A 22,976-nucleotide genomic window follows, 5' to 3' on the forward strand; every position below is an offset into this window, starting at 1 on the left:
GTTCTGGGCCCGTTTCGAAGGCGTACCGGAGAGTCCCCGTGGTGTACTCCACGCGGATGCCGTCCAGGTGACCTTCGCCGAGGACGTCAGGCCGCTGAACGTGAACAACCAGCGCGGTCTCCGATTTCCCAGCGATCTCGGCGTCGACCGCGAGCCTGACCTCGCCGTCGAAAGGCCCGTTGCCGAACGCCCAGCCGGCCTTGCTGCCCGCCGACATCAGATCGGGAACGAGCAGCGCACCCCCATTTTCGAGATTACGGGCACCGATCAGCTCAACCGCAGTGATCCTGACCGGCTCCGAGCCACCGTTCTGCAGCGGACGCATAATGCCGACTGTCGCATCAACCGACTCGCCGACCGGGGCACAGAGCTTGCTCCCCAGCCCGCTGTCACCCAACGGCCCATCACCATGCCGTACGCCGAAGAACCGACCCCCTGCTGCCACCAGCAGCACCGCCAAACCCACCACAAGAATCCGCGTACGCATCTGCCCCCAGGCTTCGAAACCCCATTATCCGGGCCGAGGGCCACGACGGTTACCTGGCGCGTGTTCCGGCTATCGCCGTACCGGGGTCAGGAAGCGTTCGATCTCGTCGGCGACCGGTCCCGGGATCTCCAGTTGTGGTGAGTGGGCGCCGTCGTCCAGCAGGCGGAGGTGTGCGTTCGCGATTTTCTCCGTGTAGGCCTCGGCGACCTCGAACGGGACCACGACGTCATGTTTGCCCCACAGCACCAGCGTGCGCTGCGTGATGCCGGCGATCCGGTCCGCCAGATCGAGGTCCTCGCCGTCCCGGACGGCCTGGGTCATCGCGTTGACGTGGTCGAAGCGTTTGTCCATCTCGTTGAGCATGTGCTGAACGACGAAGCCCGGCAGCTTGGGCTTCCGGTAGTAGACCCGGTCCAGTACGGCGTCGAAATCCTCGACCGTCTTCATCCGCGCACCGAAACCCGCGTAGATCGAGCGGGTGTCCTTGCCCGCGCCCGGCGCATTCACCAGGATCAGGCTGGCTACCTGCTCCGGATACCGAAGCGCATAAGCCGCTGCCGTGTGGCCGCCCATCGAGTTACCGCCAAGGTGGAACCGATCCAGCCCCAGTACGCCGAACAACCCGCGCAAGGCCTCAACGTGCCCCCGGACGCTGTAGTCACGATCAGCGGCCTGCTCGTTGTCACCGTGCCCCGCGAGATCCGGCAGGATCACCCGAAACTTGCCCGTCAGCCGGGCAGCACTGCCCAGAAACGAGTTCTTGTCGTCAGCAAGCCCATGCAGCAACACCAACGGCTCACCAGAGCCGCCTTCGTAGTAATGGAACGTATAACCGTCAACGGCTACCCGCCGTTGGTGCACACAGCCACGCAACTGGGTGAGCCGAGTAGCAGCACTCATAACAAGCGAGGCTGGACCGAGCATGGTGGCAATCTCCCGTCACACGGATGCGCGTACCAACCACACATAGCGGACAGCATCCCGCCCCCACCAGCCCATCCGCCACACCTGCCTGAACGCCGCCCAGATCCGCCCCAAAAAGACATCTCCCAGTGCCCGGCCAACCATGGTGGCCGGCGACGAGCGGACCGGAGGCAGCGTCCTTTAGGCGAGGCCCTTGAGGAGTTGGCGGGCCATGACGATGCGTTGGACCTGGTTGGTGCCTTCGTAGATTTGGGTGATTTTGGCGGTGCAGACGGGGCGAATCGGCGATATCTGTCGATTCGCCCCGTGACCTGCAGCTTTGCCCTCGAAAGTTGGCGGCCTTGACCAGCCTTTCGCGGTGGTCCACGGAGCAGAAACGGAGCAGACAACCAGCTCGAATGTTGGCTAAGGCCGCACCCAGTCGGTACAGACGGTGCCTTTTGGGCGCAGGCCGCGGTCTGCGAGTGGGACCATCGCGCAGGCCGTCGCCATTGCAAACAGTTGGCCTAGGCCACCGGCACATCGTCAAGGCCGCGGACGAGATGGGCGACCCGACGTTCCCTCCTCGCCCCGAGCCAATGGCGAGGCCAGGCGCATGGCATTCGCAGTGTTCTACGTCCTGTTGGGATGGCTGTCGCTGATCGTCGCAAGCGGAATCCTCGCGCTGCTGATCGGCGTAGCCGCCCGAGTCTTCTTCGGTGCTGCGAACATCAGAAGTGTCTCGGTACCTCCATCCCTTTGGCATCGCCAGCGAGCCAATCTTGTGATCCCGGCGACATCGATCTGTCCACCAGTCCGCGCCACCGGTCGACGCTGATCCAGCGCAGCCTTCGTTCACGTACTGGTACACAACGGACCATCAAGGTTAGGGAAATGACTGTGAAGAAGATCAATGGCATTCTTGCGGGAATCATTGGCGGTGCGACGCTTGTCTCCGCCCTGGGTGCCGTGCCGGCACAGGCAGCCACTTCGGCCGGAGGCGAGGATCTGCCGACCAATATCCTGTCATTCTCGTCTAGCACAGGCATCAAACTACTGACGGCCGAAAAGGATCTCAACGGGGATTTCGCCGCTGGCGTGACAATCAGGGACGACGCGACGCCGGGCCGCGACGACCTGGCGACCACTCCGCTGAACCAGAAGTGGACTGCCTTCAGGGTCGGCAAAGGTCACGTCATCTGCACCCTCAGCATCGGCGGGGACCTCGCATTTGCCTGCCTGGATATCGTCAACAACTCGACCGCCTCGGGTGCAAATGTAGGTATTCGACCGTTTGACGGCTCACCGTCGCAGCAATGGCAGGTAATTGCGGCAGATCCCAAGCGACCGCGGGCCAAGTTCCTTCGGAACGTCAACAGCGGCAAAGTGATGCAGGTAGTCGGAATCGGAATCCGTCAGCAGCCGTTGGACGTCGATAACAATTCCTTCACGCAGAGCTGGTTCCCCAACGCGCTACGCTGAATGCACGCGTGGCCTTCCCTGATCAGCGAGGGAAGGCCACATAGCGCTGTACCCAATGCGCCAGCGACGGGCGATCCACTTGCTCCCATTCGCAACGCGCTGCGAAATGCAACCAGGACGAGAAACTGCCTCAGCCAACCTCTACCTCTGCCCCGCGCCCGGCCGGGCCATCGACATCTCGCTCACCTCGGTTGACGGCACCCCTCGCGCCGGTGACGCGGCTAGCCTCGGCTTCCTTGGCATCGCGTACGGATGTAGCGAACATCCCCTGTCGCGGCGCTGACGCTGGATCGTGAAGTTGCCGTCGTGCAGGACGCCGACCTTGATGGAGCGGTTGTTCCGGGCACGGCAGCGACTACCACCGTGTCATCGGCGGGCTGAACGGGCGCAGATCTTCAGACGACGCCATGCATGCAGATCCTTGTCCCCCTTCAGAACCAGTCTGTCGGGTAGCTCTGAGGTTGGACCACGACTGCAGTCGTGGTCACTGGGAACGATACTGAACTCCAGGCTCGAGGTGCGCGCAGCAGGGGCGCTGAGTCTCAAACTGTCGTGCACTGACTCGCCCCACCGATCGACCTGGCATCGAGGTGCTGATTCCGGGACCTCAACCTGGAGGGGGTGGCCGAAGGCCCTCGGAACGCTTCGGAGTGACAGGTCCTACTAATGACCACAACCCCGTTGACCAGAGCTGACACTGCGCGACCGCTCGGCGAACCCGCAGGCATCGCGACTCAGCTAATTTCGTGGTGCCCGCATCTGTGATCTTGTTGGCTAGGGGCACCGAACTGTCAGAGCCGCTGGTGTTCGTTAGCTGTAGCAAGGAGCTGGAGTGAAGGACATCGTCGTCGACCCTGGCGCCCACAATCGGGCGGCCTGGGACAAGTATGTTCAAGAGGGCAACGAGTGGTCGAGGCCGGTGAGTGCCGCGGACATCGAGGCTGCTCGCAGGGGCGACTGGTCAATCGTTCTCGTCGGGCGCAAGCCAGTCGATCGCTCGTGGCTACCGACGGACCTGAGCGGCAAGGATGTGTTGTGCCTAGCCTCGGGCGGTGGCCAGCAAGGTCCGATCCTTGCCGCCGCAGGGGCGCGGGTCACCGTGTTCGACAACTCACCACTCCAACTCGGCCAGGACCAGATGGTGGCGGCGCGCGATGGCCTCGAACTGCGCACCGTCCTGGGCGACATGCGCAACCTCAGCGCCTTCGGCGACGCAGCATTCGACGTTGTATTCCACCCGGTCTCGAATCTGTTTGCGCCCGACTTGGCACCGGTGTGGCGCGAGTGCTTCCGCGTCCTGCGGCCGGGGGGCACTCTCCTCGCGGGCTTCCTCAACCCTGATGTGTACTTGTTCGACCACGAGGCCCTCGATGAGCGCGGCGAACTGGTCGTCGTCCACACGCTGCCCTACAGCGACGTCACGCAGTACTCCCCTGAGGAACGCGCCACGAAGTTCGGCGTGGATGCCCCTCTTGAATATAGTCACAGCCTTACCGACCAGATCGGCGGGCAGCTCGCCGCGGGGTTCGTCCTGACCGGCTTCACAGAAGCACCGCACCAATCCAACGGATCCGCCAAATACATGTCACACTATTTCGCGACGCTAGCGGTCAAGCCCGGCTGACCCAGCCGCGGCGCACGCCGGCAGCCATGCACAATGAACTGTCATTCGAAGATTGGCCACAGGGTTATTTGGTATGGTGGCCGCTTCGAGGCCCAGGCAAACTCGAACTCGAACGACAGGCGGCCCCGTGGCGAACTCCGGGGCCAGTTCGCCGCCCGGCCGTGACACCCGTCGCATGTTCGACATCACCACTAGCTCTGGCGCTCCTTGCGCATCAGGGCGGCCAACCAGGTGACGCCATCCAGCACGGGAACCTGCAGCCGCTCGGCCACGCGGTACCCCATCGACAGGCGAAGGGATTCACTCGGCGGTGTGCACATGGCTTCAAACCGCTGGTACCCAGAGGCGGTTGCTGCGGTTTCTGTCACCTGCGCCAGCAGCCTGCCAAATCCGCGATGAGCCCATCTCGGGTCGACGTAGGTCGCCCGCATCGTCGCCGTGTCCGGGTCAACACTCAACCCGTGACTGCTTGTCGAGCCGGGCGGGTGGAAGGTCCCGCGGGCAGTCCATCCACTGCCGCCGACGAGTACTCCGTCGACCTCCAGGACATAATAGGTACCATCCTCGATCAGCTCTGTCTCGACGTGATACAGCTGAGTCGAGCGCCCCGCCGACAGCTGGGCAGCCGTGTAGTACTCAGGCAAGACCGCGCCGACAGCCCGCTCGGCCAGAACATGGATGGCCGGCAGATCAATCGGCCCAGCAGGCCGCACTACTAGCCGCGCTGAACTCTTCATGCCATCAGTACGTCGTCAACTAGTTGCCTGGTTCTCCGTGCGAGTTGATCATTCGCGCACCCTCTGACAGCCAACCACGGTGGCGGTGACGAATACAACCCTAGGCATAGGCGACCGGACCCGCCGCTCTAGGTATCTACTACCGATGCGCGGACCGTGGACAGGCGCTTGGCTGGGGCCGGGGGCAATTACTGGTCACTTTGTGCCTGAAGGGGCTTGTCGATATGGAAGCGGCTGCCGGTACAACAAACGCGGCAGCCAGTGTCCTCGACGGGAGCTCGCCGAGCGGAAGGAATGAGATGAAACTAGCTGGGCTCGCCGGAGCCACGTCGGGGGTTGTGGGCATCGTCGCCGGTCTGGTGATGGTCGTCTACCCAGCGAAGGTCGACAGCGATTCGTACAGCTATCCCTTTGAAGCCACAGGCTTCACCATCACCCAGGTTGCGCTGACTATCCGCGACGTGGGTCTGACGCTGCTGGTCGCCGCGCTGTGGACCGCCGTCGGGCGCTCTGTGGTCGGCCGAATCGGCGTGATGGCGAGTGCGCTCGCGATGCTGTCACTCGCGGCTCTCGAAGTCGTGTCGATCGTGGTCAAGGACGAGGACTCGGTCGGGGCCTACTACGGTATGGCGTCCTTCGCGATCGGGCTGTTCATGATCCTCGCCGGAGTCGCCGTACTGCGTGCGAAAACCTGGTCCGACTGGCGGCGTTATCTCCCGCTGGCGACGGGGATCTACGTCTTCGTCCCGATGACGCCGGGCATCCTGGCCGGGTTCGTGGTCGAGCAGCTGGTGATCGCCGGCTGGATGGCCGTCTTCGCCCTCCTGGGCTGGTCACTGGTCCGCACGTCCACCCGGAGGACAACATGACTCTGCAACTCAACGTCCCCACTTCACAGGTGACCGCCGTACGATCGGTTGCTCTGGGAGCTTTGCTGGGGCTCACTTGGGCTGCCGGTCTGCGCGGGTGGATGACCCACGTCGCCGGCGACGAATCGCGCTACACCTGGATCGGAACCTTCGTCTGCCTGCTGCTGCCAGGGTTGTTGACCGGCGGCCTGCTCGGACTGGCCCAGCATCTCCGCCAATCCGAGCAACGACCGCCCTGGGCCCGCTGGCTGATCTGTTCGCCTCTGCTGTTCCCGGTCGGCGTTCTTGCCATTCCGGGCGCCATTCCGCATCTCCTGAGGACTGGCGAAGGCAGCTCATCCATCGCCGTGGTTCTGCTCGCAATGCTCGGAGCCTATGCACTGGCCGGTCGCGGCCCGAAATGGTGGCGCATCGTCTGCGGCGTCATCGGCTTCGCCCTGGTCCCAGCCATGCTCGCGGGCACTCTGAGTACGCCGAAGAACGCCTGGGGCGGAATCCTCTTCGCCTGCATGTACGTCCTTCTCGCCCTCGCCTGCACGATCCCTCTGCACCTCCGCGAACAGTGAGTGGCCAAGCGGTCGCCAGAATGTTGGCGACCGCTTGACCCGCCCGTAGCCGAGGTCAGCGGTCGGCGGCGGCGATCTCCGCGACCACGCGGTCCGCGGACTCGAGCGCGCCGTTCATCCAGGCGATCCACAGCGAGGTATGCTCGCCGGCGAAGTGCACGCGGCTCTCCGCCCGCCGCATCGCCGGGAACATCCAGTACAGGTCGCCCGGCTGGACCCAGCCGGTGACACCGCCGGCCCAGGGATCGTCCTGCCAGACCTTGCTGGCGACCGCGAGCTCCTGGCCCTTGAACCCAGGCAGCAGATCGGTGAACTGCTCCCGCTTCGTCTCGATCCGTCGATACTCGCCCCGCGACGCGTAGTCGATCGCGTCCGTGTCGAGCATGTAGGCGTGGATCATGCCGAGCTTCGAGTCCTGCTGCTGCGAACTGGTGTTCCAGATCCGGCCGGTCGGCTGGTCGCTGGCGACCAGGTTGAGTCCGCCGAGCGGCCCGAGCGGGTCCTGGGTCCAGAAGCGGGATTTGGTCTGGAAGTAGATCCTTGCCGCCGGCACGTATTTCAGCCCGTGGATCGCATCGAGCTTGCTGTCCGAGAACCCGGCCGAGAGCTTGACCTTGCGCAACGGCGGGAACGGCATCGCGCAGACCACGCGATCGGCTTCGATCTCGCGCTGACCGCTGCGATCGCGGTAGGTGACTCGCACGCCCTGGTGCTTCGACGCGATCCGGACCACCTGGCTGCGGTACTTGATCCGCCCTCCGAGGGCCGTGGCGAACGCCTTCGGCAGCTTGTCGTTACCGCCCTTGATGCTGGTCACCTTGCTGCCCGAAGCAACTAACTCCTCGGCGAATACAGCCAAGGCGTTGATCCGTCCGAGCTGCCCTTCCTGAGCGAAGAACCAATCCACCCACCCCTGCGACGCCCCCTGCTTGCGCATGTACTGCGCGAACGTCAGCCCGTCCAGCTCGTTGGTCGAGGCGAATCCAGCCGGCCAGTTCGGAGCATGCACATCGCCCAGCTTCTCGAAGCCGGACTCGATGTACTGGTGGAAGAACCCGAACGGGTTGGCCCGCTCGGCAGCCGTCATCCCCTTGATAGGCCAGGGTTGACCGGCCGGCGGCGCCAGAAATCGCTGCCCCTCGATGAAGAACGATCGCTGACCGGCGTCGTACGGGACCAGCTCGAGACCGAAGTGCTTCACGTAGCGGTTCGTGTATTCATGCGTGTCGAAGATCCGGATCGCGCCCATCTCGGCGTGACCACCCTTCTGGAAGGGCTCCCGGACCGTGAGAACCCTGCCCCCGGGCCGATCCTGCGCCTCGAGCACCGTCACGTCGTACCCGGCCTTCATCAGCTGATACGCCGAACTGAGGCCGGCGAGCCCCGCCCCCAGCACCAGGATCCGCTTGCACCGCCCCGCCGACGCCGTACCGGCCGACGCGGTGATCGGGACCGCGGCCGCAGTCGCAACCGCCCCCGTAGTCTGCAGAAACTTCCGACGATTGATGCTTGCCATCACTAGACCTTTCCACCGCAATTCCTTGTCCTGCAGCCAGTACGGCGACTTGGTGCAAAACGGTTTGCGCGTGGTCGGCACGTGCTTGGCGGTCATGCGAACCGCCCACACCTCCAGGTGCGTACTGGTGAGAATCCGAATCAGCTGGAGGATCTTGATGGAGCTCAACTATCGAACGGCTGGAGCCGGCGCTGAGTCTGAACCAGTCCTACTCATCCATGGTGGCGCGGAGGACGCTGACTTACTCACTCCGCAGGCAGAAGCGATCGCTGCGCAGAGCCGCCGAGTCATCTGGTACGACCGCCGCGGCACGGGGCGAAGCCCGCGCACCGACTGGCCTGGTTCGGGAGCCGACCAGCACGCCGATGATGCAGCCGAGCTACTACAGCAGGTGGCTGATCGGCCTGCGCAGATCCTCGGATTCAGCTCAGGAGGGGTGATCGCGCTCGCCCTGGCTGCGCGGCACCCGGAGGTAGTAGCGGAGGCGGTCGCCTGGGAGCCACCTGTGATGACCGTTCTGCCGGACGGCCTCACCATGCACGAAGGCATCATGGCTCCGGTAGAGGCGTACCTGACGGAGCATCCCGCCGACTGGGAAGGAGCATGCGTCGTATTGCTGGCGGCGTTGAGTGACGGCGCTGCGGATCCGGAATCGCCGCAAGTACGACGATTCCTGCGGAATGCGGAAGCGATGGTGCGCGACGACGGGCAGCTGATCACTCGTCGTGAATTCACCTCACACGACCTGCGAGCTGCCCGAGTGACCATCGCCACCAGCAAGGCGACTGCGCCATTCCTGGCTGCCATCGCCCAGCGTCTGGCCACCCTGGCGAACACCGAAGTCGAGCATGTCCCGGAGGCCACCGACCATGAGGTCTACCTCACCGATCCGGAGGTGTTCGCCAGGTGGCTTCGTCCACCGCGACGGACTCAGTCCGGCCGAACCGGGTGATTGCTGCGAATCACTCCGAGGGGATCGACGCGCTGTTTGATCGTGCTCAGGCGTGCCTGCACGTCGGGCGGGTAGAGCTCGCCGCTCGGTTCGCCCGAAGCGAAGTTGGGTAGCTGACGGCCGGTGATCCACTGCGCCATCTGCGTCTGAACGGCCTCGATGCCTGCGGCAACCGGTACAGCCATCTCCGGTGCCGCTACGAAGCCACCGAACAAGAGCAGATACGGCTCCTCGATATGGCCCGCTGCCCCGTTCGCCTCGTCCGCCCGGGTGAACTCGCCGCCCAGATGACGCACCTCGAAAGCGAACAGTGGCGAAGCCGTCCCGGGCTCGGCGACCTTGAGCAACGCATCGATTGCCTCTTCGTCGAACCCAGACAGCAGCACGACCTTCAGCAGACCGGGCATCGGGTCGTCCGGCTCTTGCGCGATCGATCCCAACTCGCTCAACGGGACGACTGCTACCGAATCAGCGGCCGGCTCGGCAACGGCCCGCAGTGGCGCGAGGAGGTTCTCTGCCTCATCCCGACCACCAAGATACGTCGAGTCGACAGCAACAAACCACCGCCCGCGGACAGGCTCTGGAACGAACGGGACGTCGGGGAAGTTCAGCAGCCACGCCCACAGTGTGAGTTCGTCGGGCGCATCGGCGGTCACCTCGGCGAACGCCCTCAACACATCGCGCGCATGCTCTACCGGCCACATGAGCCGCCCACCGTAAATCTCGTCGATGAAAACGAGACCGATCTCCATCGCGACAACGATGCCGAAGTCACCGCCGCCACCGCGCAGCGCCCAGAACAACTCCGGATCCGACTCTCGGGTGACGCGGCGCAGATCTCCCTGCGGATCCACGAGTTCGACCGCACGAATGTGGTTCGCAGCCTGTCCGTAGCGGCGCCCGAACCAGCTGATACCGCCGCCGAGCGTGTATCCGACCACGGTCGTATCCCCAGAACTGCCCGGCAAACCGCTCAGAGCGGTGCCGCTGAGAGCGCTGTTCAGATCTCGCCACCGTACGCCGGCCTCGACGCGTGCGACGCCGTCCCCGAGGTTGACCTCGAGACCGGTCATCCCCCCGGTGCGCAGCAGAATCGTCCCGCTCAACGCAGGCGTGGCCCCATGACCAACTGGCTGGGCAGAGACCGCCAAGCCATGCCGGCCGGCGAACTTGACTGCGGCAACGATGTCGTCGGCACCTTTGACGTGCACCACCGCCGCCGGCCGCTGATCGGCCAGCAGATGCCAGGCCAGCCTCTCGGTGTCCCACTCCGCGTCACCTGCTACGACAACTCGCCCAGCAACCTGCCGACGCAGTACCTCGACCAATTGCGGCGCCAGAGTGGCGATTTCCTTGCTTTCCACCGGTCCCCCTCAGGAGTTCATCTCCGAGCACCCCGGTCAGGGCGCGATGCCAGTTCTACGTACTGCGCAGAACGATCCGCATCGGTAGGAACTACCCAAGCCAGGCTTCCCCCTACCTACTGCGGTGGCGCCGGGAACCGACCTGAGGCCGCTACGCGTATCGGGTGCGAAAGCTGACCGGCCGGTCGATGCCTACTGTGACCGGCCTTCGGTCACCGACCCAAGAGGGGATCTTCACCATGTCAAGAGACGTCATCAGAGCCGATCCGCCGGAGCGACGGCCGCCGGACATGGTCGCCGAATCGCCCCGACACGGCCATCGGAATCTCGGCCTCGCACTAGCGGTGATCAGCGTTGCCCAGCTGATGATGGTGCTCGACGGCACGGTCGTCAACATCGCGTTGCCACATATCCAGAAGGACCTCGGCTTCAGCAACGAATCCCTGACCTGGGTGATCACGGCCTACACGCTTGCCTTCGGCGGTCTGCTTCTTCTCGGTGGCCGGATCGGCGACGTCATCGGCCGCCGCAAGGTGTTCACGTTCGGTGTCGCGCTGTTCGGCGTCGCCTCTTTCCTCGGCGGCATCGCCCAGAACGAGACGCTGCTGCTCGCCAGCAGAATCCTGCAGGGTGTCGGTGCCGCAGCAACCTCGCCGAACGCGCTCGCCCTCATCACCACCACCTTCCCAGCTGGCAAGGAGCGCAACCGCGCCATGGGCGTGTACGCCGCAATATCGGGCGCCGGCGCGGCCATCGGTCTCATCCTCGGTGGCCTACTGACCGAGGCATCCTGGCGCTGGACCTTCTTCATCAACACCCCCATCGGCCTGATCGTGGCGCTGCTCGCCATCCGGTACCTCGGTGAGTCGGACCGCCAGCACGGCAAGTTCGATCTGTGGGGTGCCGCCACCGCAACTCTCGGCCTCACTGCACTGGTCTACGGCCTGACCAATGCCGCGCGGGAAGGTTGGGGCGACCCGGCCACCGTGGCCTTGATCGCGGGCGGCCTGGCCTTGATCGCTGTCTTCCTCGTCATCGAAGCCCGCTCGAGGCACGCACTGATGCCTCTCCGGATCCTTGCCAACAGAACCCGCGGGGTCAGCTTCCTCGCGATGCTGACCGTCGGTGCAGCCATGTTCGCAATGTTCTACTTCCTTTGTCTCTTCGTGCAGAACGTCATGGGCTACAGCGCACTGAAGACCGGCTTCGCCTTCCTGCCGTTCAGCGTCGGCATCATCGTGGCCGCGCAGGTCGCATCGACCCTGATCGCCCGGATTGATCCACGGTGGATCGCCGGCGGAGGAAGCATCCTGATGGCAACTGGCCTCTTCGGCTTCAGCAGGCTCGAGGTCGACTCCGTCTACTTGACGTTCCTGCTGCCGACCATCCTCGTCATGGCGTTCGGCATGGGGCTGATCTGGGTCACACTGACGTTGACCGCGGTCAGCGGCGTCGCGAATGAGGACTCGGGGGTCGGTTCGGCGGTCTTCAACACGGTCCAGCAGATCGGTGGTGCAGTCGGCCTAGCACTGCTGGGCAGCATCTCCACAAACGCGATCCGGGACAAGTTCACCGAACTGGGCCCCGGTCTGGCACAGGCCACACAGGCATCGCCTGACCAGGCCCAGCAGCTTCAGGCGCAGGCCACGGCTGTCGCCACCACGCACGGATTCACGACCGCATTCCTGGTGTCGGCGTACATCGCTCTCGGCGCCGCAGTGATCACACTCATCGGCCTCTCGGTCAAGCACAAGGAGCTCGGCAGGGTCTGAGCTCAGGAAGCAGCAACACGAAGGGCCCTCCCGCTGTGATACCAGCGGGAGGGCCCTTCGCAGCTGCCGACGATTCGGCTACTTCTCTTGCACCTGCCTCTGAGCGCGCTCGACCAGGTCGATCGCTAGGCCGGCGCCGCCCTGCTCCTTGTACTCCGCCGCCAACCGAGCGGCAGCCGTCCCGTAGCTGGGCTCGTCAAGCAGCGCCCGGACAGCCTTGCGGATGTTGAATTCGGAGGGCTTGGCTGACTTCAGATCGATTCCAGCGCCTGACCAGGCCACGCGTGCCGCAACCTCGGGCTTGTCCTCGGTTCGGCCGGCGATCACCAATGGCACTCCATGCCTCAGAGCATCATTCACGCCGCCGTAGCCACCATTCGTCACGACCACATCAGCGATCGGCAGAAGCCTGTCGTACGGCAGATACGACGCTATGCGAGCGTTGTCCGGCAACTTGGTCTGAAGCGATCTCCCGCCGGCAGAGCCGAGGGTGGCGACTACTAGAACGTCTTCGCCGGCCAGGGCGCGGAGCGTGGGCAGCAGCAAGTCTTCGAAGTCGGCGTTAGCGACGGTGCCCTGCGTCACGTGCACCACCGGGCGCTTGCTGCTCTCGACCTCGGGCCACCAATCAGGAGCGTCGACTGAGCTGCTTCCACCGACCAGTGCACCGATGAAATGGACCGCCGCGGGCAGATCGCTCCGTGGGTACTCCAGTCCGGGAACGCCGACCTGGAGGTGTAGCCACTGAGACGTCCAGGAGGACATCAAATCTTCGGGAGTTGGCGGCAGGCCGACCTGTTGGCGGATCTGGTTGCGGTAGGCGTTGATATCACGCATCAGCACCGTGTTCAGCAGAGCGCCCAACGCTCGGTTCCGCAATCTGCTGAGAGCAGTCGCAGACGGCCCCAGGCCTGGCCCGAAAGGCGCGGTGTCTCGGCTTGGCAACGCCAGGGGCGTGATGCCGATCGTTGCCCACGGCACGTTGTCGAGCTCTCCGGCGAGGCGCGCCCCGGTCAGGCCACCATCGCTGATGATCAGGTCCGGTCGCCGGTCGGTGATCAGTGTCCTGAGGTCGGCAACTTGACCAACCGCCGGGCTAATGAAGAGTTCTTTCATATCCCACTTCAACTTGGCTGTACCCCGTTTGGCTGCGCGGTCGGGATAGGCCTCGTCGAGCGGCCGGTCATCGCGATCGAGCTCTGGGCTCATCCCGATGAACTCGGCTCCCGCAGCCTCGACCACGTCGGCGAAGCGTTGCCCGGTGTACCACCGAATCCGATGGCCGCGCCGAGCGGCCTCACGCACCAGGGGCCGGAACGGGTTCACATGTCCAGCCAGCGGATAAGTCGCGACCAGAATTTCCATTGCATACCTTCGATTGTTCAGGGCAGCACGCTGCCGGTCAGTCTTCGAGGCCACGGGCGAGCCGCGCGCAGTGATCGAACGGAATCTGCCTCACGAGTGGGTCGGCGTGCCGATGCACGATCTGCCACCTGTCGCCGACGCGGCGAAAGACCAGCGTGACGCGAAGCGACCAATCCTGGTCCGGGAAGCCGCCGACCTCGCCGTGCTGGCGCTCGACCGCCACCAGCACCGCCAGGTCACCGGAGAAGTACGACTGCTCGAGATCGAGCACTGCCTCACCGGATGCGAAGAACCGGCTGGTCGCTGTCGCACCAGCCTCGCTGTACACGTACCCATGGGTGGTTTCGCCGCCGTACGGCGCCATCAGGGTGTAGTCGTCAGAGTGATCGAACAGCGCGAGATAGTGGTGGATGTCGCCGCGAATCCAAGCGTCCGCGGCCTCGTCCATCCGCCGCACCAACTCATCGATCGCTGAGTCTGTGATCTGAGATTCGCTTGCCATCGACGCCCCTTGGAGCAACCAACACTGCCGCGCGGATTCCTTGTCTCCGCGCCTGATACCACTCTGTACGTTCGCACCCGCGCATCCGGTTCAGGAGCATTGGCAGGGCAAGTCATCCAACGGGCGACCGCCTCGAACCGATCGACCGTCGGCGCTCGTATTTCTCAGTATGCAGATGCAAGACGCCGTAGACCTGTGGGTACCGAAGCCCGGTTACTTGAACACCGCCGCTTACGGCCTCCCTCCGAGAACGAGTTGGGAGGCGCTGGTCTCAGCCCAAGAGGACTGGCTTGTCGGCGAGGGCGGATGGGAGACATGGGCGGCCAGCACGGAGCCATGCCGAGACTCATTCGCCCGACTCATCGGCGTGCCGGCATCCGACGTGTTCAGCGCAAGCACCGTCTCAGCCGCAGTCGGCCTCCTCGCTGCCAGCGCCCCGGACAACTCCCGCGTGCTCATCCCTGACATGGAGTTCACCTCAGTCAGCTTCCCTTGGGTGGTCCACGGGCATCGAGGCATCGAAGTGGTGACTGTTCCCCTGGAGAAGCTCATCGACTCGATCGATTCGAGTATCGACATCGTCGCCTTCAGTCTCGTCCAGTCGGCTACCGGAGTGGTCACGGACCTTGCCGAGGTCGCAGCGGCCGCGGCTGCTGCCAGTGCTCTGGTGATCGTCGACGCTTCACAGGCGGTTGGCTGGCTGCCTTTCAATGCGCTGCTCGCAGATGCAGTGATCAGCACCACCTACAAGTGGCTCATGTCGCCTCGCGGTGCCACCTTCGGCTATCTGTCCCCCCGGCTACAGGAGCGCTGTCTACCGTTACATGCGGGCTGGACCAGCGGTCGGGATGTCTCAGCCTCCTTTTATGGCTTGCCGATGGACCTCACCCCGGACGCGCGGCGCTTCGACCAGTCCGCAGCATGGTTCAGCCACGTCGCGACTGCCCCAACACTCGCACTCCTCGAAGAGATCGGTATTCAGCCGATCCACGATCACGATGTGGCACTCGCCAACACCTTCCGTGCCGGGCTGGGCCTCGAGCCATCCGACTCCGCCATCGTCAGCCTGAGAGCACCAGGGGTCGATCACCGGCTGGCTGCGGCCGGGATCCGCGCCTCAGCGCGCAACGGCAGCGCTCGCCTTGCCTTCCACCTCTACACAACCCCGGCGGACGTCGACCTCGCCCTGAACGCTTTGGCCGGCCTGCACCTGCCGATCTAGCGAGCGCCTGGCAAGTCATCCAGCCGATATCGTCAGCTGGTGACCAGGTGACCCGGCGGTGTCGAACCGAGGCCGACGACAAACGCGTACAGGTAGTGACAGGAACAGTAGGACGAACGAGCGGTAAGGCAGAAACGATCATGGGTGAGGAATCAGGTTCCCTGAACCGGCACGATGGTTCAGCACCGGATAGTTCAGTCCTGCACGGATCCCCGGGATTAGAGCGGATCCTGCGCGAGAAGGCAGTCTGGGCGGTACCTCCAACTGACCTCGAGGAGCGCATTCGGAAACAGCTCGCCGCATTCCCGCCAGCCGACGACGACTCATCCGCGCTCCCGCAACGGCCACGACGCGGCTTCCTCACCCGCGGCAGGCTGACGCTGGCCGCGTCTGTAGGCCTGGTCGCTGCCGCAGGCGGCGTCGGACTGGCCGCGCTGCAAGGTGGTGGCACTGCACACAGCAATCTCGCCGGCACCCCACTCGCACCGAATGCGAGAGCCGAGGTCGGCGTCCGCGACACCTCTTCCGGCGTCGAGATCAGGCTCAAGGTCGACGGCCTACCGGGCGCACCGGCCGGCAGCTACTACCAGGGATGGGTCAAGGGCTCTCAAGGCACCATCACCATCGGCACCTTCCACCTGCGCAAGGGCTCGGACGATGTCGTGCTCTGGTCCGGGGTCGATCTGCGGACCTATCCGACGATTACGGTCACCGTCCAGTCAGAGACTGCAGGACCCGCCTCATCCGGCCGGGTAGTCCTCACCGGGCAGGCGCCTGCAGCCTTCCGCTGACGCCAACCGGACGTACAGCCGGGCTTGAATGGCGAAGGATCGCCGCGACTGCCTCCTCGATGCGGGCGGCGTCTACGCGGTGATGGAGGATGCACATCCTGATCATCATGCGCCCATCGATCCTCGTGCTGGACAGGTGGACGCGACCTTCAGCATTCACCGCGGCCAGCAAGACAGCTGTCCGCTCATCGACCGCCGCATCGTCGCCGGCCATGCGGAAGACGACAGTCGAAAGGACCGGTGGGGAGTGCACAGCGAGCTGGGGTTGCGCGACGAGAACGGCGTACACCTGCTCGGCCAGGTCGAGTTTCTCCTCCAAAGCAACACGGAAAGCCGACACTCCATGAAGATGGAGCGGTAGCCAGACACGCAGACCGCGGAAGTCGCGCGTGAGGTCGATGCTGTAGTCAGCGAAATCCGGCAGATCGCTGCCCCGAAGGTCCTGCAGGTAGGGGGCAGCGTCAGCAGCATGCGCCTGCCGGAGCAGCTCACTATCGCGAACCAGCAGGCAACCTGTCCCCATGGCCACAAACAGACTCTTGTGAGGGTCTAGGACGATAGAGTCCGCAAGCTCGATCCCACTCATCCGTTCGCGACCCCGGCCTGTCAGCTGGAAGAACCCTCCATAGGCAGCATCGACATGCAGCCAAAGATCCTGCGTGGCAGCGACGTCGGCCAGGTCCCGGATCGGATCGATCGTGCCCGCATTCGTCGTGCCGGCACTCGCCGCTACGAAGAACGGCCGCATGCCTCTCCTCTGATCTGCCGAGATGGCCGACCGAAGTGCTGTGACATCCATCCGAAGGTGTTCATCAACCGGCACGACCCGAAGGTTGTCGCGCCGGAAGCCGGCGAGCAAAGCAGCCTTGACCACGCACCCGTGGGTCTGCTCCGTGACATAGATGATCCCGCTAACTGAAGAGCCACGCAGCTTGGCTACTCGCGCGGTGATCAGCGCGGAGAGCGTAGCTGTGGAGCCGCCCGTGGTGAAGACACCCATTGCTTCCGGTGGCAGGTAGAACAAATCGGCGATCCAGCGCAGGACACTACTCTCCATTGCGACCAGGCCAGGTGCCGGAACGGCTTGACCAGTGAAGCGGCTGAGAACTCCCGCGATCAGGTCTGCCACTGCGGACGTGACCAGACCGCTGCTGGGCACGTAGGCGAGGAGCCCACCGCTGGCAACGTTGATCCCCTTGGACGCCGCACGGTCGACGGTAGCTAGGAGTTCCCCGAGCGGACGGCCGTGCTCCGGCGGTGGTCGCCGCACACCGGTACTGCGCAGCATCAACGGAACATCGACGAAATCGGTCACCGGCTCGGTGGGCAGACGATCGACCACCGCGATCAGGTACTCGGTGACCTCGTTGAGGACGCTGCGGAGGTCGCTTCCGCTCAGGTCAAAACCGGCAGGCAAATCTACTTCGTGCATAACCAAAGGACATCCGACGAACTCGGATCAATCTTCGGTAGTAGATACCTAGGATTCGGTAACTCAATACCTAGTTTCCTCTGAGATGGGATACTGAAGTGTGGACACCAGGCTGCTCGAGCGCTCGGACCAGCTGGACATGCTCCTGAAGGCGACGGCCGGCGGCGGTTCGGTCGTGCTCGTCAGCGGCGAAGCCGGTGTCGGAAAGACGGCGCTGGTCGATGCGTTCGTCTCTCGGACTAAGGCACGCATCCACCGAGGCGCGTGTGACGATCTCTTGATGCAGCCCGCCTTTGGCGGTTTGCGAGAGGCGCTGGGCGCGGGCCTGCAGGGCGGGACCAGCATGGACGAGTTGCTTGCCGTAGTCAACAAACTACTGACCCAAGTTCGGCAGACCGCGCTGGTGATCGAGGATGTTCACTGGGCGGACGACGCCACGCTGGACGTATTGCGCTACCTGACGCGTCGAGTTGCCAACTCCAATCTGGTAGTCCTGCTGACCTATCGCGATGACGGGCTCGATGTCCGCCATCCGCTCCGTCAGCTACTGAGCGCGATGGCGACCGTTCCGCAACTGCGGGTCGAACTGAAGCCGCTATCACCGGCGGCTGTCTCTGAAATGGCAGCCGGCACGAGGTGGGAGCCACACGAACTCCACGAGCTAACTGGCGGAAATCCGTTCTTCGTCACCGAGATACTGGCTGGTAACGAGGTTTTGTCAGCTCCAGTCGTTGACGTGGTCCTGGCGAGAGTCCAGAAACTCGACGATGAAGGCATCGACCTGTTAGAACAGTTGGCGGTCATGCCGACGGGGGCGACACATGCCTTCATCAACGACTCGTTCGACAGAGCCCACGACCTGCTGGTGGATGCCGAGCGGCGCGGCCTGCTGGTCGATCGGCGCGATGGCGTCGCCTTTCGGCATGAGATTGCCCGCCGGGCCGTCGAGCAGAGCATCGTGCCGTCCCGACGCCGGTTGCTAAACCAGAACGTGCTCGACTGGCTGCTGAAGCAACCGGAGCTCAGGCCGGCCGCCGTCTTGCAGTACGCCGTAGAAGCCGGTGACATCGACAAGCTGCTGCGGTTTGCCCCCCTGGCCGCAGCCGAGGCAACCAACGCTGGCGCGCATCGACAGGCCTTGATCGCCTTCGAGGCATTGATGCCCCACGTCGAAGGGCTCAGCCCTGACGAGCGGGCCCAGTGCTACGACGACCACGCTTGGGAGCTCCACCTGGCCGGCCGGTTTCTCGAGGCGATCGAGGTCGGCGAGCAAGCGATCGCCTTGCGGGAAGCAGTCGGGCACGACATCGCGCATGCGCGGTCATTGATCAGGCAGGCTCGGCATCTCTATGTTGCCGGCGAACTGCTGAAGACAACCCAGGTTGTGGAACGCGCAGTCTTCGTCGCACGGTCCGCCGGCTCGCTGGCCGAGGCCGCTGCTGCCGAAACCTTGCTCGCGATCGTGTCCGTGACAGGGCATCAGGGCGACGCAGCCACGCTTCTGGATCGCGCCTCGGAGACCTCCGCCACATCCGGGATCGTCGAACTGCAAGCAGTCTGCGCATCATTCCGGGGCGTTCACCGGACCATGCGAGGCGACGCCGGCGGCCTGGCCGACATGAGGTCGGCAGTCGATCTGGCCTCGAGCCACGGTGATTCCCAGACTGCTCTTCGCGTGCGCGTCAACCTCCTGGAGACGGCATACCTGCTGCACGACTGGCGAGACCTGGCTGAGGAGTTCGAGAAGGCAGCGGAGTTCGGCAGCAGGCACGGCTACTGGCACAACGTCTTCGTGGTCGAGGCGCACCGTGCGATGCTCGAGATTCGTCAAGGGCACTGGGCTGTTGCGGAACGTCGGCTCCAGCGACTCACCGACTCGAGCGATGGCTCCGCCCAGCCGGCGCTTTACACGATACCGACGTTGGGTCGCCTGCTGGCGAGGCGCGGCGATCCGGGCGCTGAACAGCTTCTGTCGGACATTTGGGGGCGAGCCTTGGTTCTGCATTCGCTGCCCGGATCGGTGCATGCAGCCGCTGCCTACCTGGAGTGGGCCTGGCTGAACGATCGTCAGGACGTCGCAGCTCGAATCCGTGACGCGCTGCTAAGCGAGCTCCCTGCAGCGACCGCTCCAATCTTCACGGAGCTGCGCCGCTATCTCGCACGTGCGCGAGTCCCGCTGGAGCCTGCGGTCGACGAGGCGGCACCTGAGGACGGGTTTACACTGGCGCTCCGGGGGAGATCAGCCGCAGCAGCAGACTACTGGGCCCGCCTCGGCGATCAGTACGAGCAGGCGCTGGAACTGGCCGAGTTGGATGACGACTCTGCCCGACGGGCTCTCGGCATCCTAGAAGGCCTCGGCGCCATGAAGCCAGCGGCCAGGCTCCGTGCCGTTTTGAAGTCACGCGGCGTCGAGGGGCTACCGTCAGGATTCCGGCCGCGGAACCGCGAAAACCCGGCCAATCTCACGGAACGCCAACTCGATATCGTCCGCCACCTCGTCAAGGGGATGACGAACGCGCAGATCGCCGAAGAGCTCGTCCTGTCAGTTCGCACCGTTGAGCACCACGTCGCTGCGATCCTCCAGAAGCTCGGTGCGCCGAACCGCCGAACCGCCGTCGAAATCGCCACGCGGCTCGGCATCGCTGGCTAGCTCCGATCAAACAGTGAGGGAGCTGAGATCTCATCTGGTCTCAGCGACAGGTCCAGCGTCAGTGTCGTCCGTGGACCGCCGCTCCCAGGGAGCGACCTGCCGATTCTGCGAATCACTCGTGATACCGATGGTCCTCGCAGCCGCCGCAGCTTCCTTGCGGTTGCGGACAGCGAGACGGCCAAAGACAGCAGAGACATGGTTGTCGACCGTCCGTACCGACAGTACGAGCTGCTCCGCGATCTCGGTATTCGTCAGACCGCCGCACAGCAATCGGAGCACGCCCAGCTGCCGGTCGGTCAGCCCAGCTGGATTCTGCTGAGAGTGAGGCCTCGACCGCGGGATACGGCTGACGCCGAGCCAGAGCCGCCGCCGGAGCTGCCCTCAATTCAGTAAGGATCTTCAGACCTTCGACGGTCGCACCACAGTCACCGGACTCGATGAGCTCGAGCGCTCGCTCGTACTGATCGCCGATCCTGGCCCACGCGGCAGCCGCTGCTAGCCAGTCGCCCCGAAGCCCTGCCTGGAGGCCGATCGGGCCACCATCGAGCCGTGGCACCTCGATCCCGGACCTGGCGAGGTATCGCAGCAACTCACTAAAGGCTGGAACCGCAAGCGGATGCGGCCGCGAGACGAGGTCGACATGGATGGAACGCGCCACATCCGTGCGTCCGTTGAACCAGGCCCACTCGAAATACGCAGTCGCTGCCAGCGCAACACCGGTGAGCGACCGCTGCTCGCGAGCCCGATCCCATGCGGCAGTGAGCACTCACTTCGCGTCCGAGCCTCCTGTGCATGCGAGGAGCCGCCCTGGGCCCGCGGTACTGAGCACCGCCAGTCTTCCAACGTCAGTTGAGCTGACCAGCCGGCGCAGCACCTCTTCAGCCTGTGACCACCGTCCGCGACGTCGATCCAGCCTCGCCGCTGAGCAACACGCCTGCACTAGATCCCGACCGAGCCGCTGCCACCACGTCGAGCAGAGTGCGCAGGACATCGTCCCGCTCGAGCGAGATCTCCCTTGTGGTTCCCACTGGCACCCCGTCTCCACGCGACGGCGCCCCCGAGGCACCGGCCAACTGCTCCCATAATCCCGTCAGCACGTGATCTTGTCGACAAAGTTCTGCGCTTTGAGTCGGCCATGGTGCGACTTCGGCGACAGTTGCGTCGGTGGGAGACCTGCGCCCATCAGCCTCGGTGTTCGCACCGCGGTCGTCAAAGGCGTTGCAGCCCACATCCTCACCCTCAACGGGCGGTCTTGCCTATCGATTCGAGGCCGACAGCAACAAGCCCTCCACAGTCACCTGCCTAGGTGACTGCCTCACGACGTGGCCACCTGGTCTCAGCGACGGCTCAAAGGTACGTCTGTCCAGTGGTGTCGACCCGAAGCTCGTCAGCACAGTCAAGCGCAGCGATGGATTGCTCCAGGTGACGCTCGACGGATGGCCGCTCTATCTGTTCGAGGACGACAAGGCCGACGGCAAGCTTGTCATCAAGAAGTAGGCCACGCGCCACGCAGAACAGCGTCGATGATGCGCGGCGCGTGGCGCGCCGTATCGCCATCTTGGTGGCCAATCCCCTGAGCTGCCTCCACGGCCCAGGGTTCTCGGTGTTCAAACGGAGATCCAAGGGACGTCCGCCGGACGTAAGCGTTAGCGACACCCACGAGCTTGGAGGATGCAGATGAGGCTTGCGTGGTTTGTGACGATCGGTCTATCGGCTGCAGTTGCCGCTATGAGCGCACCCCCAGCATCAGGCACCACGGACCGGGACGGCAAAGTCGCGTTCACGTCGCTCACCGGCACCGGTCCTCGGATCGCAACGGTCGGAACTGACGGCACAGGTCTAGCCGTCACAGGCGTGGCGGGTTTCGACCCTACCTGGTCCCCAGATGGCTCCTTGCTGGCGTTCAGCCGTATCACCAACGCGACGACATATCAGACCGATCTGTTCATCACGCGGGCGGACGGTACAGGCATCCGCCGGCTAACCGAATCTGGGGGTTCCGCGCCCGAGTGGTCACGAGACGGCTCAAAGATCGCCTTCAGCCGGGGACCGAAGCTTCTCGTGATAAACGCCAGCGGCACCGACGAACGCTTGGTGTATGACAACGCGGACCAAGATGCCAGCTGGTCTGCGGATAGCTCGCGGATCGCGTTCGCAGATCGCCAAGGCGGCCTGTTCACGGCGAACGTCGACGGAACGGAACTGCGGCGACTCGCGGCCGGACCGAGTGAGCGACCGGCTTTCTCCCCTAACGGCCAGAGAGTCGCCTTCGTGAATCCTGCTGTCGCACCATCGTCGATCGTCGTCGTCGCAGCCGACGGCACCGACCTGCAACGAGTTCCCATCGGAATGAGCGTTACCGATCTGGACTGGACTCCGGACGGCACGCAGTGGGTACTCCAAGGTCAGACACACCAGTCGTTCCTCTACACCGTGAACACCGACGGCACCGGCCTCCGGCGGCTGACGAGTTCGTCGACCGGCGAGTCATCTCCCGATGTCACCGATGTCAGAAAGGACGGCTGATGACCAGACGAAGTAAGGCCATGCTCACCGCTCTGATCAGCTTGAGTGCACTGATGTACGCACCAGTTACAGCTGCCGCAAATAGCGCGCCGCTGTGCCGAACCGATCTCTCCACACAAGCATCGGGAACCGTGATCAGGACCTGCCTCGAACAGCAAGGTCGCTTCCGCCGAGCTGTCTCGACGGTCTTCAACGGGAGCACCCAGCGCGTCCTGC

The 22,976-nt window shown here is 64.3% G+C and carries 21 protein-coding genes; 12 read left to right on the forward strand and 9 right to left on the reverse strand.

Translation table 11 applies throughout. From position 1 onward, the window contains the following. Positions 1–487 (reverse strand): hypothetical protein (locus E1261_RS04565; RefSeq protein WP_132402318.1); only part of this gene is annotated, 487 nt, incomplete at its 3' end. A 69-nt stretch (positions 488–556) separates the two neighbouring features. Next, positions 557–1,387 (reverse strand): alpha/beta fold hydrolase, encoded by an 831-nt coding sequence (locus E1261_RS04570; RefSeq protein WP_165952358.1) that lies wholly within the window; start codon positions 1,385–1,387, stop codon positions 557–559. Positions 1,388–2,006: 619 nt separating this feature from the next. Between E1261_RS04570 and E1261_RS46240 the strand changes: the two genes are divergently transcribed. The 3 genes from E1261_RS46240 to E1261_RS04585 all read left to right on the forward strand — a co-directional run bounded on the left by E1261_RS46240 (position 2,007) and on the right by E1261_RS04585 (position 4,496). After that, complete coding sequence (locus tag E1261_RS46240) at positions 2,007–2,228, forward strand: hypothetical protein (RefSeq protein ID WP_238176001.1); 222 nt, start codon at positions 2,007–2,009, stop codon at positions 2,226–2,228. Between the two features lie 56 nt (positions 2,229–2,284). Beyond that, positions 2,285–2,872 carry an RICIN domain-containing protein gene (locus E1261_RS04580; RefSeq protein ID WP_165952359.1) on the forward strand — a complete coding sequence of 196 codons (588 nt, stop codon included), beginning with the start codon at positions 2,285–2,287 and terminating at the stop codon, positions 2,870–2,872. A gap of 832 nt (positions 2,873–3,704) precedes the next feature. Then, positions 3,705–4,496, forward strand: a complete 792-nt coding sequence (locus E1261_RS04585; RefSeq protein WP_132402327.1) for a class I SAM-dependent methyltransferase — start codon at positions 3,705–3,707, stop codon at positions 4,494–4,496. Positions 4,497–4,687: 191 nt separating this feature from the next. Here the strand turns inward: E1261_RS04585 and E1261_RS04590 are convergent, their stop codons facing one another. After that, positions 4,688–5,233, reverse strand: coding sequence for a GNAT family N-acetyltransferase (locus E1261_RS04590; protein ID WP_132402330.1), 546 nt, complete (start codon positions 5,231–5,233; stop codon positions 4,688–4,690). 299 nt (positions 5,234–5,532) lie between these two features. On the opposite strand from E1261_RS04590, the gene E1261_RS04595 reads away from it, so the two are divergent. Next, positions 5,533–6,102, forward strand: coding sequence for a hypothetical protein (locus E1261_RS04595; RefSeq protein WP_132402332.1), 570 nt, complete (start codon positions 5,533–5,535; stop codon positions 6,100–6,102). Continuing rightward, on the forward strand, positions 6,099–6,668 hold the full coding sequence (locus E1261_RS04600) for a hypothetical protein (protein ID WP_132402334.1): 570 nt from the start codon (positions 6,099–6,101) through the stop codon (positions 6,666–6,668). Before E1261_RS04595 ends, E1261_RS04600 begins: the two co-directional genes overlap by 4 nt. 55 nt (positions 6,669–6,723) lie before the next feature. Here E1261_RS04600 and E1261_RS04605 read toward each other — a convergent pair whose 3' ends face one another. After that, on the reverse strand, positions 6,724–8,280 hold the full coding sequence (locus E1261_RS04605) for a flavin monoamine oxidase family protein (RefSeq protein WP_132402337.1): 1,557 nt from the start codon (positions 8,278–8,280) through the stop codon (positions 6,724–6,726). Between the two features lie 61 nt (positions 8,281–8,341). Between E1261_RS04605 and E1261_RS04610 the strand changes: the two genes are divergently transcribed. Then, positions 8,342–9,136 carry an alpha/beta fold hydrolase gene (locus E1261_RS04610; protein WP_165952360.1) on the forward strand — a complete coding sequence of 265 codons (795 nt, stop codon included), beginning with the start codon at positions 8,342–8,344 and terminating at the stop codon, positions 9,134–9,136. On the opposite strand, the gene E1261_RS04615 is transcribed toward E1261_RS04610, so the two are convergent. Continuing rightward, positions 9,115–10,500, reverse strand: coding sequence for an FAD-binding oxidoreductase (locus E1261_RS04615; protein ID WP_132402343.1), 1,386 nt, complete (start codon positions 10,498–10,500; stop codon positions 9,115–9,117). The two genes, E1261_RS04610 and E1261_RS04615, sit on opposite strands and share 22 nt — an antisense overlap. A 239-nt stretch (positions 10,501–10,739) precedes the next feature. On the opposite strand from E1261_RS04615, the gene E1261_RS04620 reads away from it, so the two are divergent. Continuing rightward, entirely contained in the window at positions 10,740–12,272 is a 1,533-nt protein-coding gene (locus E1261_RS04620) for an MFS transporter (protein ID WP_132402346.1), read from the forward strand. A 78-nt stretch (positions 12,273–12,350) separates the two neighbouring features. Here E1261_RS04620 and E1261_RS04625 read toward each other — a convergent pair whose 3' ends face one another. Together E1261_RS04625 and E1261_RS04630 are read right to left on the reverse strand one after the other, a co-directional pair. Beyond that, on the reverse strand, positions 12,351–13,691 hold the full coding sequence (locus tag E1261_RS04625) for a glycosyltransferase (RefSeq protein WP_132402349.1): 1,341 nt from the start codon (positions 13,689–13,691) through the stop codon (positions 12,351–12,353). After that, positions 13,675–14,139 carry a nuclear transport factor 2 family protein gene (locus E1261_RS04630; RefSeq protein ID WP_132402352.1) on the reverse strand — a complete coding sequence of 155 codons (465 nt, stop codon included), beginning with the start codon at positions 14,137–14,139 and terminating at the stop codon, positions 13,675–13,677. The genes E1261_RS04625 and E1261_RS04630 overlap by 17 nt, the downstream gene beginning before the upstream one ends. Positions 14,140–14,314: 175 nt before the next feature. Here E1261_RS04630 and E1261_RS04635 point away from each other — a divergent pair, with 175 nt between their 5' ends. Further along, on the forward strand, positions 14,315–15,361 hold the full coding sequence (locus tag E1261_RS04635; protein WP_272948550.1) for an aminotransferase class V-fold PLP-dependent enzyme: 1,047 nt from the start codon (positions 14,315–14,317) through the stop codon (positions 15,359–15,361). Positions 15,362–15,501: 140 nt separating this feature from the next. Continuing rightward, complete coding sequence (locus E1261_RS04640; RefSeq protein WP_132402358.1) at positions 15,502–16,152, forward strand: anti-sigma factor; 651 nt, start codon at positions 15,502–15,504, stop codon at positions 16,150–16,152. On the opposite strand, the gene E1261_RS04645 is transcribed toward E1261_RS04640, so the two are convergent. After that, on the reverse strand, positions 16,121–17,584 hold the full coding sequence (locus tag E1261_RS04645) for a pyridoxal phosphate-dependent decarboxylase family protein (protein WP_202874304.1): 1,464 nt from the start codon (positions 17,582–17,584) through the stop codon (positions 16,121–16,123). The genes E1261_RS04640 and E1261_RS04645 overlap by 32 nt on opposite strands. 100 nt (positions 17,585–17,684) lie before the next feature. Here E1261_RS04645 and E1261_RS04650 point away from each other — a divergent pair, with 100 nt between their 5' ends. Continuing rightward, positions 17,685–20,234: an ATP-binding protein gene (locus E1261_RS04650; RefSeq protein ID WP_132402361.1), complete on the forward strand. Its 2,550-nt coding sequence runs from the start codon at positions 17,685–17,687 to the stop codon at positions 20,232–20,234. 30 nt (positions 20,235–20,264) lie between these two features. Here the strand turns inward: E1261_RS04650 and E1261_RS04655 are convergent, their stop codons facing one another. Continuing rightward, entirely contained in the window at positions 20,265–20,576 is a 312-nt protein-coding gene (locus tag E1261_RS04655) for a helix-turn-helix domain-containing protein (RefSeq protein ID WP_132402527.1), read from the reverse strand. An 822-nt stretch (positions 20,577–21,398) separates the two neighbouring features. Between E1261_RS04655 and E1261_RS04660 the strand changes: the two genes are divergently transcribed. Together E1261_RS04660 and E1261_RS47245 are read left to right on the forward strand one after the other, a co-directional pair. Further along, positions 21,399–21,731 carry a COG4315 family predicted lipoprotein gene (locus tag E1261_RS04660; RefSeq protein WP_132402364.1) on the forward strand — a complete coding sequence of 111 codons (333 nt, stop codon included), beginning with the start codon at positions 21,399–21,401 and terminating at the stop codon, positions 21,729–21,731. A 774-nt stretch (positions 21,732–22,505) separates the two neighbouring features. After that, on the forward strand, positions 22,506–22,760 hold the full coding sequence (locus E1261_RS47245; RefSeq protein ID WP_238176004.1) for a hypothetical protein: 255 nt from the start codon (positions 22,506–22,508) through the stop codon (positions 22,758–22,760). Positions 22,761–22,976: the final 216 nt, after the last annotated feature.

Origin of the sequence: Kribbella albertanoniae, from assembly GCF_004348455.1 — a bacterium.
Lineage (GTDB): Bacteria > Actinomycetota > Actinomycetes > Propionibacteriales > Kribbellaceae > Kribbella > Kribbella albertanoniae.

Excerpts from the sequence above, each read along its gene's own strand:
- E1261_RS04630 (WP_132402352.1), bottom strand. The coding sequence starts at position 14,139 with ATGGCAAGCGAATCTCAGATCACAGACTCAGCGATCGATGAGTTGGTG.
- E1261_RS04605 (WP_132402337.1), bottom strand. The coding sequence starts at position 8,280 with ATGACCGCCAAGCACGTGCCGACCACGCGCAAACCGTTTTGCACCAAG.
- E1261_RS04620 (WP_132402346.1), top strand. The coding sequence starts at position 10,740 with ATGTCAAGAGACGTCATCAGAGCCGATCCGCCGGAGCGACGGCCGCCG.
- E1261_RS04610 (WP_165952360.1), top strand. The coding sequence starts at position 8,342 with ATGGAGCTCAACTATCGAACGGCTGGAGCCGGCGCTGAGTCTGAACCA.
- E1261_RS04595 (WP_132402332.1), top strand. The coding sequence starts at position 5,533 with ATGAAACTAGCTGGGCTCGCCGGAGCCACGTCGGGGGTTGTGGGCATC.
- E1261_RS04590 (WP_132402330.1), bottom strand. The coding sequence starts at position 5,233 with ATGAAGAGTTCAGCGCGGCTAGTAGTGCGGCCTGCTGGGCCGATTGAT.
- E1261_RS04600 (WP_132402334.1), top strand. The coding sequence starts at position 6,099 with ATGACTCTGCAACTCAACGTCCCCACTTCACAGGTGACCGCCGTACGA.
- E1261_RS46240 (WP_238176001.1), top strand. The coding sequence starts at position 2,007 with ATGGCATTCGCAGTGTTCTACGTCCTGTTGGGATGGCTGTCGCTGATC.
- E1261_RS04580 (WP_165952359.1), top strand. The coding sequence starts at position 2,285 with ATGACTGTGAAGAAGATCAATGGCATTCTTGCGGGAATCATTGGCGGT.
- E1261_RS04645 (WP_202874304.1), bottom strand. The coding sequence starts at position 17,584 with ATGCACGAAGTAGATTTGCCTGCCGGTTTTGACCTGAGCGGAAGCGAC.
- E1261_RS04640 (WP_132402358.1), top strand. The coding sequence starts at position 15,502 with ATGGGTGAGGAATCAGGTTCCCTGAACCGGCACGATGGTTCAGCACCG.
- E1261_RS04570 (WP_165952358.1), bottom strand. The coding sequence starts at position 1,387 with ATGAGTGCTGCTACTCGGCTCACCCAGTTGCGTGGCTGTGTGCACCAA.
- E1261_RS04635 (WP_272948550.1), top strand. The coding sequence starts at position 14,315 with ATGCAAGACGCCGTAGACCTGTGGGTACCGAAGCCCGGTTACTTGAAC.